Genomic DNA, 15,522 nt, shown 5'->3' with positions numbered 1-15,522 from the left:
CTTCACGCGGTGCCCTCGCCCGCAGCCAATCTGGACAAGTAGGTGCCATCGAGCACAGCGCGCTCCGACTCCCCCAACACCTCGACGATGTGCTGTTCGAGCCGCGGTGTGTCGCTCGCCGACTCGCCTGGGCACAGCAGCCACAGCCCGTGCGGGCGGTCGTCGGCGCGTCGGGCCGCGTTCTGCAGGTTCGTCAGCAGGTCCCGGCCGCCGCGTTCGTAGTAGCGGCCGAGCAGGCTCGCGTGGTGCAGGAACAGCACCGATTTCGGGTCGCGGCCGTTGAGGTCCTCGGCCACGGTGTCCCACGCGACCTCGACGAACGACGCGAAACCGGGCGACAGGCGACCGGTCGCGCCGAACTCGGTGTCGAGCGCGCGAAAGGTATCCCAGTCCTCGTCGTACTTCTTGACCAGGTCACGGAACGCCGCGAGGAACAGCGAGTCGACGTGCACCGGCTTCACCGGGAACGCCGCCGCGATCGATTCGGCTGCGCCCGGCAGGTGCACCCCGCGCAGTGTCAGCGCCACGAACCCGCCCCGCTGCACCGCGCTGTCGAGGCGGGCTTGGGCTGCGACGGCCGATGCGCTGGGTTGCTTCGTGCTCGCGATCGACGTGAACGAGCTGCTCACGCTCCGCGACACGTCGGGCGCGGGCGGCACGAACCGAGCCTTCGCGGTGTCGAACACGAGCCGGAACCCCGCCGCGTTCAGCGACTCTTCCAAGCGGACGTGGGTGATGTCCTCGTCGAGGTCGAGCAGCGGGAACCGGGCCCTGACCTTGGCGATCAGGCCCTCGACCGTGATGCCGACTTCGCGGACCCCGGCTGGCGCCTGCGAGATCCGCAGTGCCCGCACCAGGTCCAGGTCCGTCGGATACAGCTCCTGACGCGGGGACGCGGCCGCGTGCCGCGACATCGCCGCCGCCAGTTCGACGAGACGGGTGTCCGCCTGGGCCGCAAGGCCGTCCGGTGGGGTGATCGCACGCAAGTCGCGCAGCACGACGGCGCGTCCGGGCAGCGGCTCCGTGCGCACCAGCTCGTCGGCGCACTCGCCGAGGTGCATCGCGAAGTCGGCGAGTTCGGCCGCGTCCGGGTCCGAGGAGCCCGGCATCGTCTCCAGCGCGATGAGTACCTTCTCGTTGCGGCGCAGCATGTTCAACCTGGGTTCGGCGTCGTCGACCGGCGCCTTCTCTGTTTCCACCGCCGCACGGACGACGGCCCGAGCCATGGCCCGCACGCGTGCCGGGTCGGGCTCGATTGAGCCGCGCCGGGCGCGCAGTGCGGCGGCCAGCTCGTCGGCGGTCATCACGCGGCCGGACTCGGTGAGCAGGTCCACGAGCTCGTCACGGACCGCAGTGACATGCGCATCGGCGGCCCACTCGCCGACCGCGTTGCGCTGCTTCGTCGAGATGGCGGCCGGGGTGACGCCGAGCCGCTTGGCGACCTCGGTCTGGGTCAACCACGACTCCGGCACGCCGTTCTCACCCGGCAGGCCGAGTAGCAGCGGGATCGCACCCGCGGCCTTGGTGCGGCGCTGCTCGGCGGCGAGGCTGGTGAGCAGCGTGGCGAGGTCGTCGATCGTCGGGGACGCGCCCTCGATCCTCGGGCGTTCGTGCTCGGCGCCAAGTTTCCTGCTCCACTGGCGGTAGCGGCGCTGGAGTTCGTTCTTGGCGCGTCGCCCCTGGCCGCGTGCCTTCGAAATCTGGTGCGCGGGCACCCGAAGCAGCTCGCCGACGGTGAACACGTCGAACACGCTCGCGACCGACAGCGCGCGTGGCGACAGCCCTGCCGCATCCAGGGGGGTGTCGCGGGTGGCGTTCTTCGCGGCCGCGTCGCGAAGCGCTTCAAGCTCGTCGTCGGCCAGCTCGGCCTCGAGGTCGCCTTCGACAGTGCCCGGGGTGGTCAGCGGCGGCGTGCGGTCGGCGGTCTGGAAGACTTTCCACCACGCGTCGGCCATCCGCTTGAGGTTCTCGAAGCGCTGGTCGGTGTCGCGGTGCAGGGCGGTGCGGAAGAAAGCGGTCAACGGCTCGCGCAGGTCCGGGTCGAACAGGTCTGCGGCGAAGATCGGTGTCTCGTCGTCGAGGTGTTGCGGATGGGCCATCCCGTCGCCCCACTCCGGCAGGCGCCCGGAGGCCATCTCGTGCAGGGTCATCGCGGCGGCGTAGCGCTCGGCGTGGCCGTCGTACTCCGGGCGGCGGGGCATACCCAAGAACGGGTCGAGATAACTGCGGGTGCCCGCCTTGACATCGCGGTCGGAGACCGCCGCGAGGGAGAAGTCGAACAGTTTCAGCTGCGTGGAGCGGTCCGCTCGACGGAACACCCCGAGGTTGTCGGGCTTGATGTCCCGGTGCCACACCCCGTGCGCCGCGAGCGCGTCCAAGGCGGTGAACAGGTCGCGGCCGTAGCGTTCGAGGTTGTGGTAGGTCAGCTTGCCCTCGTCGCGGATGACCTCGCCCAGCGTCCGCCCGCCCGGATCGGCGCCCCCTGCGAACTCCAGTTCCAGCACCGTGCGCCCGGCCAGGTGCCGCACCGGGTTCAGCAGCTTCACGACCACACCGCCGCCGACCTTCGTCAGCGCCTCGGCCTCTGCCCGCAGTTGGGTGGCCTTGTCCTCGTCGAGGGCGACCTTGAACACCCGGTACTCGGGTCTCGGCTCCCCGTCGGCGAATTCGTCCAGCCGCGACACCAGCAGCGCACGGGCGGTAGCGCCGCTGCCCAGCACGCGCACGACATCCCACTCACCGTCGACGACCTGCCCCGCCGACGCCTCCAGGGGATCCGCGTCCGGGGCCGCGACGACGTCTGGCACCGACTCCTTCTCGGCGTCGTCCAGGCGTTTGAGGAAGTCGTCGGCCGACAGCAGCCGGTCCAGCGGATCCGGTCGAGTCGCGTCGAACACGAGATCGTCGAGCTCGTCAGAGACGCCGTCGGCCACCGCAGACGGCCGCAGCCCCTGGTTCTCGCCGAGCCGGTCCAGCAACACGCTGCGCGCCGTTGCCGGCGGGCTACCGGTGAGCAGCAAATACGCCAGCGCTCCGAGACCGAACACGTCCAGCTCGATTGGGTCGGAGTAGAGCGTGTCGAAGTCCGGCGCGAGATACACCTCCGAGGAGTGCGCCAGGTGCTCGCCCGACACCATGCTGTTACCCATCGACGACACACCGGCAGTGGTGTCGAAATCGCGGGCGGCAGTCTGCCAGTCGATGATCCGCGCGACCGGCTGCGACCCGTCGTCACGCGCCGACACATACACCGACCGGGCCGACAGCGCACGGTGATACAGCGACCGCTGGTGCGCGTACTGCACGGCCTCCGCGAGCTGCCTCACCAGCTCCAGCCGCGTTTCCACACTCAGCGACTCGCCGAACAGGTCGAGATACGAATCCAGCCGCAGGTCCGTGTGCCTGTGGCGGAACAGGATCGCCGGGGAACCGCCGTGGTCGGCGAACTGCACGGCCTGCGCGATGCCGCGGTGATGGATGCCCTGCAGCACCTGATACTCGCGCTTCGCGGCCCGCTCCACCGACTGACGCTGCTGGTCACCGGCCTGCTGCGCAGTGAGGTAGATCCGGACTCGGCCCTCTTCCTTGACCGGCTCGGACCGCTGCGCGAGCCGGTCCTCCCACGTGTTGCCCGCGTCGAGCTTCGCTGGCTCCAGAGTCCAGTCGTTGCCGAAACGCAGGTGTGCCGTGGACGCACTGATCCCGATCTGCTGGAACAGGTCCGGCAGCAGCCGCGAGAACTGGGGCTGGACCCGCTGCTTCTCGTGCTTCGGTGGCTTCGCCAGCAGATCCCGCCAGATCTCCGGCAGCCTCGACTCCTCGGAGCGAGCGTAGACGTGCTCGGCCTGCACCTCGTCGAGCTCGGAGCGCAGATTCTCGGCGGTCAGGAATATCGCGGGCTGGATCCACGGCGTCTTCTCCGTTTGGTGACCGCGCTTGCGCAAAGCCCAGTCCAACCGGGAGCGCAGATCCTTGCACTTCATGTCCGTCAGATGCAGCGGGTTGCGCAGTGTGCTGGAGAACGACGCGCCCTGGTCGCGGAACCTCCAGGTGTCGCCGCTGTTGATCACCCTGCCGGGGTGCCCCTTGAGCTCGACCAAATACAGGCCGCCCGGCGTCGCCACGAACAGATCGCACTCATTGATCCGCCCCGAGGACGCGGTGAACGAGAACGTCGCCCAGCCACGGAACGGCTCGGTGTCGGGCATGAGGCGCCGGACGTGGTCGAGGCCCTCCTGCTCCCACGGATACGGCGATGGCCTCGACTGGAACCAGCGCCGAACCCGACCAGGCCCCGGCGTCGCGCCACCGCTGGCCACCGAAGCCACCCCCTCGCACACGAGATCAACAATTCCTCACGCGATCATAATGATCGAAACAGAACCCCGACTCTACGATCGACCAGATCTGCGGAGGACCCGCCTACCAAGACCGACACCCGGACGTGATCGGGACGCACTATGCGACGGGGTCGCCTTGAGCCGACTATGGGAACATGTCCGGCGATCGACAGCACCACATACCGTTCCGGATGTCTGGAACTTACCGGTGCGCGTTCGGGTCATACTCCTCGACCTCGCATCGACCGAGGTTTGCCTGCCGAAGATGATCGCCTGTTCCGACGGTGGCCGATGGGGTCTCGATCCGCGTCGGATCGCCGTAGCCGCTGACCTCGCAACCACCGCCCGCGAAGCCGCCTAGCCCGCGCGCCTGGTGGCGTCTGCAGAATCTCCGTGACGGCAGCACCGCGCCACATGCTTGGATTCCCACATAGTCTTTATTTCACTTGAATACTGAAGATATCGTTATTTTCGAACGATCAAGAGATCGTGACACTGCAGTAGGTTTCCATGTCACACTGCGGGACACGTAGCCGCGGCCGACGTCTGCGGCCATGAATTACGGTCAGAGCCGACTTGGGTGCGCACTGGGACACCCGCAGACCCGTCCCCGGATCCCGTTTCCGCGGTACATAGTGCAGGCCCGCCTGTCCGACCAGAGGTGTCCCAGGTGTCGTCGCGCCGGAACGGACGGAACAGCGAAAACCCTTTAGCTTCAACCTGCTTCAGCAAGTAGGAGGCGTGTGGTTAGTGTGCAAGTCCCCCCTCGGACACAGTTTTGTGGCATCTATGCCACAGTTTTGTGTTCAGTGTTTGAGTACGCTCAGGCACGGTGTTGTGGTTTGTAAGGCGCACCCTCGCCGTTTTCGGCGGGGGTGTTCGTCGTGAATGGGGCTGTGATCGGCCCGGTGAATCTCGTTTCTCCGGTGTCGAGTGTCGTTTCTGCTGACTCTCATTCTGCGGCGTCCCGAATCCGTCGCTCGCTTCCGTTGCCGGTTGTTCCGGTGCCCCGGAGTGGCACTTCGGTGTACGCGATGGGTGCGGTGGATAGCCGAGGCCGTGTTGCTGATCGCTCTGTTCTGCGTGCGTTGGGTTGGGTTGCGGGCACACGGATAGAGCTGTGCGCCCGCGATGGGTTGGTGGTCGTCGAGCGCTCAGCGTCGGCCGTGTTGTTGATCACTGTTCAGGGGCATCTTCGTCTTCCTGCGGTGATCCGGCATCGGGTGGGCTTGGTTGCTGGCGATCGGGTGTTGTTGGCAGCTGATCCTGTTGGGGATCGTCTGATCGTGTACCCGCCGTCAGTGCTGGACGATCTGCTCGTGGTCCCTCATGTGGTGTTGTCCGGTGGTGACCTCGGATGACTACTTCCGCTGCGTCGGACGCGGCCTCGTCGACTGAGATGGACGCCGCCCGGCTGTTGCTGACCCGTCTCGGTCTGTCACCTGAGGACTTGTTGGCGGCACCGGCGGATCGGCCGGTGGTGCCGACGTTCGCCGAGTACATTCCCGTGGTCTCGGCCGCCGTCACCGACGGCACCCGCCGGGTGTACGGCTCCTACTGGAATTGGATCCTGCGGTATTGGGGTGAACGTCAGCTCGACGAGCCGACACCGTCGGAGATCAAAGAACTCGTCACACGGATCAGAGCCGAGGTCGTCCCCCGCCGCAACGCCCGAGGCGGACGAGGCGCCGGGGAACATCTGATCGCCGCCCTGCGATGCCTCTACCGCCACGCCGAAGACGACGGATTGATCACTCGGGCTGACAACCCGGCGCTCAAGGTCGCGAAACCTCGGCGGCTGCCCACCACCCGCAGGGCGGTTGCCGACACCCGCCTTGCCGAAATCAACCACACTGCGGCCACCACCGGCAACGATCCAGCTCTGGACACCTTGCTCCTGCGACTTCATATCGAAACCGCCTGCCGCCGAGGTGGCGCCCTGGCCCTACGGCCTCAGGTCCGGGTCCGACGCAGTGCCTGATCTTCCTACGCGAGAAAGGCGAGACGACCAGCTGGCAACCGGTCTCCCCGACGTTGATGACCCACCTACAGGCCCACGGCCACGACCCGGAATGGCACCGGCGGCGAAGCGACTACCCCGTTACGCCGATAGCTGCAGGGGGCGCGGGGTGATCGCGGTGTCTATCGACTAACACAAATTCCGAGCGGTCGTACCCGAATTAGACAGCAGTACTCCTTCCGGGCGTAACCGGACAGATACCCGCAGCGAACCGGTCTGACCGTTCTACCCTCGCCATCGATCTTGCTCTGCGAGACGATCGAGAGGGTTATATGGTTGAAGGCGCGACCACCTATCGGGTCGAAGTTGTCGCAGGTAGCGACCCCCTGCGAAAAGAGCGCTGGACCCGCTCACTTCGGGATGATCTTGCCCAATGGGATGGGCTCACGGTCGACTTCATGCCGACCGATGATCCGACGCCAGGTAGCAAGAGCGGCGGCCTTATCGATCCGATGCTGGTGGTGATCTTGGGGTCCTCGGCTGTTGCCGTCCGTTCTCTCACGACGTTGATCACGCAGTGGTGCGCGCGGGAGCGACATCGGACGGTACGCATCACCAGAGGCGATACCACTCTCGAAATCACCGGCAAGCCCGATGCTGCCCAACAAGAACTCGCTCGGGAATTCATGGAGAAGTTCGGAGACGACGCATGAGTCGGCGAGTGACACGACGACGAGCCCTGCTGATCCACACCGAGAACTACCAGGACCCCCGGTTCCCGGCCCTGCCTTCGACACGAGCTGACACCTGGCAGCTCAAGCAGGTTCTGGACCACCGCAACATCGGAGGCTTCGAATCCGTCAAGGTTGTCGGTGATCTCACCGCCAATGACCTGCGCATCGAGATATCCGAATTCCTTGAAAGCTGTGAACAGGACGAGCTGGCTTTGCTCTACTTCTCCGGTCATGGAGAGCGAGCGATTCAGACGACCGGAGAATTCTACTTCGTCGCCACCGACACGGACCTCGATCGACTCGCGGAGACCGGGCTTGGCGCTGGCTTCGTCAACGAACAACTCGAACAATGCTGGGCAGCGCATAAGATCGCGATGCTGGACTGCTGCCTCAGCGGCGGGTTCGTGATGGGCTTGCGCACAAGCGACCCTTCGCGGGGAATCGCCAAGTCCGCGCCGCAGGCGACGCAGGCACCCCTGAACAGCCACGGTGTCTATGTTCTTAGCTCCTCGGGCCCGCTGGAGGAATCCTTCTCTGGAGCTGGCACGGCAGACGAGCCTGCACCATCGGTGTTCACCGGCGCGGTGGTCGAAGCACTGCGCACCGGCCAGGCAAGCAAAGACGGCTCCGGGACCGTATCGGTAGAAGACCTCGGTGACCACGTCACCAGGAAACTTCGCGGCCGCAAGGGACAGATTCCCACGCGGTCGGCTTTCGGTGTGAACGATCGCGTCGTGATCGCATCCTGCCCGGTCGGAAAAGCACCGGAGCTGGCCTCCCTCCGGCACGCGCCGCCTGCGGAGCGTCCTCGGGATCGGACGCGCACCGACACCAGCAAGGACGCCGACGTTCCCAAACGACCGGTCACCTGGCAGAACCTGGTTGACTACTACCGGGGTTGCGTGCTGGAAGAGAGCGCGGCCATGCCGTATCTGCCGGTGTCAGAAAATGGCCAGAGTTACGTCTGTCTGCCTGGAGAAGAACAGATCATCTCGGGCCACCTAGACGAGCATGGCACCGCCGAAGTCCCGCCGGAAGCACAGGATTTCGTCGCTTCGACGAATGAGACCGATGAACTATGGGCGGGGTATCCGGCTGTGGTGCTCAATAAGCCGCGTACCGGAAAAGCATGGCCAGCGCCTCGTTTCGCACCGCTGTTGATACGTCGCGTCGAGATCGTCGGTGGTGAAGATGGCGCCCCGCCGCGCTTCCGGCCGTTCGGTCCGGTAATCCCGCACCCAGGGCTGGCCACGGACCACTTAGGTGAAGAAGCCGCAGCGCATCTTGGCGAGACCTATCAACCGACCTGGCATGCGGGTCAGCATGGGTTGCTCGCACGAGACGCGCGCAACCTGGTTATGCAAGACTTCGAACTTCCTTGTGTACAAGAACTCCACCCCGATTTCCTTGAGTCTCGTATAGACACCAACTCACCTGGCCATGGCGCCCGCAACGCCGCAGTTCTGATCCGGCACGCTCCCAGCGGCGGCGCGAGCACGCAGCTACTCAAAGATCTCGAATACATCGCGCAGCACCACGCGAAGATCCCCGACACTGCGTTGGGGGCGTTGCTACCCGGCTCACGCAATGGAATCCCCGCAGAGCCAGTGCTTCCCGTCACCCCACTCCCCGCCAACGAAGCGCAGGTCGATGTGCTTCAGGCAGCGATGACCCAACCGATCACCGTGGCTACGGGGCCACCGGGGACTGGCAAAAGTCAACTCGTGGCCAACACCATTGCAACGGCCATGTCCCACAAACAGTCAGTGCTCATCGCTTCGACCAACAACCAAGCAGTCGACGAAGTCTGGCAACGCTGCAATCGACTTCTACCAGACAGCGTCGTACGAACCGGTTCATCGAGCCCCATTAACTATCGACAGTATGAGACAGATGCGTTGCAACGCCTGCTGAAATCGACGCCATCGAATATCAATGTCGCAACGGCAACCGCGGAACACAAGCGAACGCACCGTGAGCACAGTGGAGTCCGCCAAGAGCTCGCCCGAAAAGCAAAAATGGAGTCCTCGCTGAGAACAGCGGCGAAGGATCGAGAGCGTTACTCGGAGATCCTCGGCTGCTCAACAAATGCCCTCACTGAACGCCTCGGTTCGAGGCTGTCTAAATGGGAAAGGCGAGCTCGACAACTCGAACAGGCTCGCTTTCTCGGCGAGTGGCGCCGCACCCGTCTGCTGCGACGATTCGGCATCGACGCCAACACTGACACCCGAGCGAGCTGCCAGTCGCTGGCCTCATTCGCAGCTTCGCAAATCGCTTGGCTCCGTCTCCGCGCTGACGCGGATACCGCCCCCACGGACGATGTGCTCACCGGGGCGGTCAGTGCCACCGATGCAGCCATTCAGGACACCTCTCTTGCGACCTGGAAAGCCGCATTGATCACGGCGGTCAATACGGGGAAGCCCGCCATCCAAGCCTTGTTGCAGGCCAGCACAGGGAATTCGTCAGATTGGGCAGCACGACGTCGAGCCGTGCCCCATGTCCGCGCTTGGGCAACAACAAGTCTGTCCGCCCGACGGTTCCCTACCGACCCCGCTCTGTTCGATCTTGTGATCATCGATGAGGCGAGCCAATGCTCCATCCCACAAATCATTCCGCTGCTGTTTCGTGCCCGAAGGGCTCTGATCATCGGCGACGTCATGCAATTGGCACACATCACATCGCTAACATCTCAGCGTGAGAGCACTATCCGGCGCCGCGCTGGCATCAGTTCTGCCTTCCTCGAACAGCACAGGCTCGCTTTTCGTCGACACTCCGCTTTCCACGCTGCGGAGAGCTCTCATCGCGGCAGTCTCTTGCTCGACGAGCATTACCGCTGCCACCCCGATATCGCCGCCATCTCAAACGAACTCTTCTACGGTGGAGCGCTCGCCGTACTGACCGATATCCGAGGCAGGCCCGTTGTAAACCGGCCCGCTGTGACCTGGGCGCAGGCCTCCGGCAAATCGGAGCGCCCTCAAAATGGTGGCTCATGGATCAACCGCGAAGAAGTCCTGATAGTGCGCAAGTGTGTCGACTATCTTCTCGAGCATCTCCCCCAGGACGCCACGATCGGCGTGGTCACACCTTTCAAGGCGCAACAGACCGAGCTCATGCGCGTGCTACGCGCCGAGGAACGGGTCCGTGTGGGCACCGTGCACACGTTCCAAGGTGGTGAGCGAGATGCCATGGTCCTCTCGCTGGTGGCCGGACCGGGGATGAAGCCCGGCGCTGTGAGTTGGGTGAACCAGCAGCTCAATTTGTGGAATGTCGCGATCACTCGCGCTCGATCCCACCTCATTGTCGTCGGGGACAGGGAATTCTGGTCTGGATACGGCGGAACAGGCAGCGAACTCGTCCTTGCAGCCGAGCGTGCCTCCGACGCAGGATCGAGCCTCGCGCACGCCTCCGATGACCTCGGCCAACGGCTCTATGAGGTGGCAACTGCCATTCCCGGTGTGGGCATCGAGCTCAGTTGCAGCATGAACGGATACGCCGTTGACGCGGTACTCACACATGAGGATGGGATCGCCCGCCCGGTGCTGATTGACCGAGGCAATACCGGCGCTGCCGATCCTGCACGTCATCTTCGGCGCCAGCTGCGCCGATGCGAGCTCCTCACTCCGATCGGGTCGGAGTCGAGCGCGATCCGTATGCCTTCCTGGAAGTTGCATGATCCGGATGCCGTCCGGATCGCGCTGGCTAAAACCAGCACGGCATCATCCGCCGATGAAGAAGGTGCGATTCCACTACCTTAGGCATCAGACCAGTAGTTGCGCACGGTCAGATGAACCTGCGATGAACGAGATGGTCCGGTGGGAACCTCCGGACCATCTCGCCTGATCAGCGTCCGTGATCGGTCTGCACATGTTTCGACAGTGATCAGCGCGGCTTCCGACCCGCCGTAACCGCCCACGGATAGCGCACCACCGATCCAGCGACCGACAACACCTGCGCCGACGTGAGGCCGAGCCCCCGGGGACAGAGCTGGATGGCGATGCACCCGCCGCTAGTAGATTATGGTAATCATTTTCATGTAGCCTCGATGTCCTGTGACAGCCGAGGAAGGACATGACGTCGATGCCGAGCGAGCAACGATCCCCCGGTGACGAGTACGAGGTATCCGGCGAATTCCTCGACCTGCTGATCGCCCCGCACTGGGAGTTCCTCGAGCCTGCGCTGAAGGACGCACTGGACGGCGTCGACGCCAGCACCGGGCCGGTGCTGGACCTCGGGGCCGGTAGCGGACGGGCGCTGGCCCCCATCGATGCGGCCCTGCCCGATGCGGAGATCTGGGCTTTCGAACCAGCACGCACGTTGCGGAGCATCCTGCTGTCCGCCGTCGCGGCGTCGCCACGACTACGAGACAGGGTGACGGTGATCGATCGAGGCCCGCTGGAGGCACCGTCGTTGCCCGAGACCTTCTCGGCCATGGTCGCGATCAACATGATCGGCCATCTCACCCCGACCGACCGGGGCAGACTGTGGGACCTCCTCGCCGAGCGGCTTGCCACCGAAGGTCGCGTGGTGCTCAACCTCCAACCGCCCGCCAGGCCCGAGTCCGTTCCGGAAACGGCGCCCATTTCCGCTCGAGTCGGCAGGCGTCGCTACGAAGGCACCGGCCGAGCCGAGATCTCGGGGCCCGACAGCGTCACCTGGCAGATGACCTACCGCGTCTACCACGACGAGGAGATCCAGGCCGAACATCGAGTCCACTACGACTGGTGGGTGCTGGACGAGGACACCCTCCGCGCCGAGGTCGCAGCGCGCGGCTTGCGAACAGCGAGGACCGGACCATCCGAGCTTGCGATGTACACGATCGACCGTGGCCCGCTGGACTGACTCGGAACTCCGGCGCGGCTCCCGGGTGTGACCACCCGTACGCGGCCCGAGCCCGTTCGCTGGAGCCGAACGCGAGCCGTCGGCGTTCGTGCCGACCGGAACGACGGCCGTATCGAGCGACTCCGTCAGCACTCTGCTCGCCTTCACCGGACGGGAACCGCCCGCCGACCGTCGCCGCAACGTGCGGTGATCGGCCCGCCCCGAGGGCGCGAGCGTGCGGCTGATCACATCAGAAGCGGTTGACGAAGCGGTTCAACGGAATGAAAATGAGAATCATTATCTTTTGTTGATTCCTCTCGGACACGACCCTGCAGACCCTCGCCGTGCCCCGTCTCCGGCGCCAGCCGCCCGGCGGGCGGTCCCACGACACCGTTCCGATAGCTCTCGGACGCGCCACGGGCGCATCCAGAACAGGGCTGTCGGTATCGATGTCCCTCACTAGGAGCCGGAGTGACCCATCACATCCAGGACGTCGTCGAGACGTCCCTCGACCCCGTCGCACTGACGGCCGGGCTCGCCCGGTCGGGGCTCTTCTCCGAGTACGTCGGCTATGAACGCAACGACGAATGGACGTTCGCAGGCGGGGTGCTGAGCAGCATCGCGCTCGACAGCGATCGAATCACGATCCACCATGCGGGTGGCGAACCGGTGTCACACGCCTACCGGGGCCACCCGGGACAGGCATTACGGAACGCCCTCGATTCATTGGGATACCCCGAGTGGCGGGCCTACGGTTGGGTCGGATTCGATTTCGCCTCGGCCGTCCACATCGACCCTCCGGCGCCCGAGGCACCACCCCGAAGACTCGCACGTCTGATGATTCCCCGGACCGAGGTCCGTTGCACTCCTGCCGGGACGACCGTCGAGGGGATGGACATCGCCGCGACCGAACGGGTTCTCGCCGAGCTGTCGCAACTGCGGGCCACACCTGCCACATCCGGCAATGGCGGCGGTTCGGTAAACGCGGAGGCAGACGCGGCGTCCTACCGGGCCCGGGTTCGCACTGCAATCGAGGAGATTAGGCGTGGCCTCTACCAGAAGGTGATCCTGTCCCGGGTGGTACGACTGCCCTTCTCTGTCGACTTCCCCGCCACCTATGTGGCGGGACGTCGAGGCAACTCCCCCGCCCGATCCTTCCTGCTCGACCTCGACGGCGTGCGCTGTGCGGGCTTCAGCCCCGAACTCGTCGTCACCGTCGACGAGCAACGCAACGTCGTCACCAATCCGCTGGCGGGAACCAGGGCCTTCGGGCCAGATGATGCCCGGAACGCCACCGCGAGAGCGGATCTGGAATCCGACCCGAAGGAGATCTACGAACACGCGGTCTCCGTGCGCGCGGCCCTCACCGAGATGAACTCGGTGTGCGATCCGAATTCCACCTCCGTCTCCGACTTCATGAGCGTCTCCGAGCGTGGCAGCGTCCAACATCTGGCTTCCACGGTCCGAGGACGTCTCGCGCCAGGCAACAGCGCCTGGGATGCCTTCTCCGTGCTCTTCCCCGCGATCACCGCCTCTGGCATTCCGAAGCCGGACTCGCTCGACGCCATCCTGCGACTCGACGAACCGAGGGGTCTCTACTCCGGTGCGATCGTCACCGCGTCCTCGGCGGGAGATCTGGACGCCGCCCTCGTACTGCGAGCCGTCTACCAGGAGGACGGACAGGCCTGGCTGCGAGCGGGCGCAGGCATCGTGGCGGGCTCCACTCCCGATCGCGAGTTTGAGGAGACCCGCGAGAAGCTGGACAGTGTGCTTCCCTTCCTCGTCCCCGCCTGACCGATTTGCCGCGACAACCTCTCTCCACCAGCGAGGACGTCGGACTCGGCACCCTCTGGTCGAGTCCGACGTCGACAGCGATGCGACAGCCGCGGGCTGGGTACCGAGGTCAGCGGATGAGCATGCCGATCTCGGGAGAGCCGGGAACACCTGCCGCGCTGATCAATCTGCTGTTCATCCCGGCTTCCGCCGCGAGCCGATCGAGGCTCAGGTTCTCCCAGTCGTACTCGTCATGGGTGCTGCGGACCAGATCACCGTCTCGGAAGATCTTCCACGAGGTTCGCCATCGCATCACGTCATCCCGCAGCGGTTCGGCCTCGGTCCACCACTCGTAGGTCTGCTCGCCCATGGTCTCCCGCAACATGCGGAACGGTGGGACGACCCGAGGGGTGCCCGTGCCCATCAGTTCCACGATGATCGGGGCGCCCGTGGGCAGTCGTTCACTCAATCGTCGCCACATCAGCCTCCGTTCGGTCTCGGTCAGATGGCCGACGACCCCGAAGATCACGACGGCGCTGATGCTGTCGGGTAGACGAAGCAGCTGTACTGGATCGGCGAGAACGGTGACGCGGGACCGGAGGTCGGCGTCACCGAACACCCGGCTCGTCAGCATCGCTCGCATCGGAGTCGACGGCTCGGTCGCGATGATCGACGCCGTCGGCAGCGCCTCGGCGATCACAGCCGTGATCCGTCCGGTTCCCGCGCCCACCTCGACGACGGGGCCGTGCGCAGGCCGAACTCCGGACAGGGCCGTCTTCAGCGGCCCCGCGCTCGTTCGCACGTGTCGCATCGCGACCATCTCGTAGAACTCGGCGGAAGTGGTGTAGTAGTCGGCGACCATGACGTGTCCTCTTTCGTAGAACTAGGGGGTGCTGGGCCAGGTACGGGTGTCTCGGGCCTCCGCGAAACCCAGTTCACGGCCGATGACCGCAGCGACTCGGCTGCGCTGCGGGACGAGGAAGAAGTGGTCGCCCTCGAACACGACGACGGACACCGCCTCCGAGGTCGTGCTCCGCCAGGTCGTCGCAGCCGGTTCACCGCATTCGGGATCGCCTGAGCCGATCAGCACACTCACCGGGCAGGAGAGCGGTTCGACGACGGAGGGCCGATAGGTCTCGATCAGCCGGTAGTCGTTGCGCACGTAGCGCAGCACCGCAGCCCGCAGCTCGTCATCGGCCATCACCTCTCGCGGGGTGCCACCGAGTCGCACGAGTTCGGCAGCCAGCGAGGCATCGTCCTGACGGTGCACGTCGCTGATCACCGCGTGGTGCGGCGATGGCCTGCCCGAGGCGATCAGCCGTACTGGCGCCCGCAGTCCTCGGCGACGTGCCTCCACGGCGATCTCGTAGGCCACCGCGCTGCCCATACTGTGTCCGAACAGGGCGTACGGCTGGGTGAGCATGGTTTCGAGGACGTCCACGATCTCCGCGACGAGGACGTCCATCGTGTCGATCAGACGATCGCCGAACCGGTCCTCACGCCCGGGGTACTGCATGGTCACGGGCTCGATCTCGGGTTGCAACAGATGTTGCCAAGGGCGGAACGACGAGGCCGCGCCACCTGCATGCGGCAGGCAGATCAGCCGGATGCTTGCACCGGTCTGCGCCGCCGGTCTGCGCAACCAGCGCCGAGGATCACGATGATTCGTTTCCATTCCATTCCCATCCGCTGTTACTCGACGACAGCGCTGTCGGGCCGCCGACCGACGCGCCGCGAATCAATAGATGGTTGCACGGCGAACCGACCGATCAAAGGTATCGAAGAACACAACGGCAGTTATGAACACATCGCAATACGGAGATGCGATAAATCGTCTGACGCGCACACTGCAGGTCGCCATCGGTAAGACGTATGGTGAACGTATCTCCACACGAAG

9 protein-coding genes are annotated in these 15,522 nt (G+C 65.2%); 6 read left to right on the top strand and 3 right to left on the bottom strand.

All coding sequences use genetic code 11. The annotated features are described in order from the left end of the window. Positions 1-2: 2 nt before the first annotated feature. On the bottom strand, positions 3-4,319 hold the full coding sequence (gene pglW, locus BKA25_RS12865; RefSeq protein ID WP_236750859.1) for a BREX system serine/threonine kinase PglW: 4,317 nt from the start codon (positions 4,317-4,319) through the stop codon (positions 3-5). Between the two features lie 1,055 nt (positions 4,320-5,374). Between pglW and BKA25_RS12860 the strand changes: the two genes are divergently transcribed. The 6 genes from BKA25_RS12860 to BKA25_RS12835 all read left to right on the top strand — a co-directional run bounded on the left by BKA25_RS12860 (position 5,375) and on the right by BKA25_RS12835 (position 13,646). After that, positions 5,375-5,701: a hypothetical protein gene (locus tag BKA25_RS12860; protein WP_069849553.1), complete on the top strand. Its 327-nt coding sequence runs from the start codon at positions 5,375-5,377 to the stop codon at positions 5,699-5,701. After that, positions 5,698-6,321: a site-specific integrase gene (locus BKA25_RS27825; RefSeq protein ID WP_236750861.1), complete on the top strand. Its 624-nt coding sequence runs from the start codon at positions 5,698-5,700 to the stop codon at positions 6,319-6,321. Before BKA25_RS12860 ends, BKA25_RS27825 begins: the two co-directional genes overlap by 4 nt. Before the next feature lie 311 nt (positions 6,322-6,632). Next, on the top strand, positions 6,633-7,013 hold the full coding sequence (locus tag BKA25_RS12850; RefSeq protein WP_069849555.1) for an effector-associated constant component EACC1: 381 nt from the start codon (positions 6,633-6,635) through the stop codon (positions 7,011-7,013). A gap of 8 nt (positions 7,014-7,021) precedes the next feature. Continuing rightward, positions 7,022-10,789 (top strand): caspase, EACC1-associated type, encoded by a 3,768-nt coding sequence (locus tag BKA25_RS12845; protein ID WP_236750268.1) that lies wholly within the window; start codon positions 7,022-7,024, stop codon positions 10,787-10,789. A 313-nt stretch (positions 10,790-11,102) separates the two neighbouring features. Further along, positions 11,103-11,873, top strand: coding sequence for a class I SAM-dependent methyltransferase (locus BKA25_RS12840; RefSeq protein ID WP_084643014.1), 771 nt, complete (start codon positions 11,103-11,105; stop codon positions 11,871-11,873). Positions 11,874-12,323: 450 nt separating this feature from the next. Then, positions 12,324-13,646, top strand: coding sequence for a salicylate synthase (locus BKA25_RS12835; protein ID WP_069849559.1), 1,323 nt, complete (start codon positions 12,324-12,326; stop codon positions 13,644-13,646). A 109-nt stretch (positions 13,647-13,755) separates the two neighbouring features. Here the strand turns inward: BKA25_RS12835 and BKA25_RS12830 are convergent, their stop codons facing one another. Both BKA25_RS12830 and BKA25_RS12825 read right to left on the bottom strand, forming a co-directional pair. Then, positions 13,756-14,487: a class I SAM-dependent methyltransferase gene (locus BKA25_RS12830; RefSeq protein ID WP_069849561.1), complete on the bottom strand. Its 732-nt coding sequence runs from the start codon at positions 14,485-14,487 to the stop codon at positions 13,756-13,758. Between the two features lie 21 nt (positions 14,488-14,508). Continuing rightward, positions 14,509-15,300 (bottom strand): thioesterase II family protein, encoded by a 792-nt coding sequence (locus tag BKA25_RS12825; RefSeq protein ID WP_069849563.1) that lies wholly within the window; start codon positions 15,298-15,300, stop codon positions 14,509-14,511. Positions 15,301-15,522: the final 222 nt, after the last annotated feature.

The sequence above is a fragment of the Actinoalloteichus hymeniacidonis genome (assembly GCF_014203365.1).
Lineage (GTDB): Bacteria > Actinomycetota > Actinomycetes > Mycobacteriales > Pseudonocardiaceae > Actinoalloteichus_A > Actinoalloteichus_A hymeniacidonis.
The sequence above is the reverse complement of the archived record's forward strand: the minus strand, read 5'-3'. Positions and strand labels throughout refer to the sequence as shown.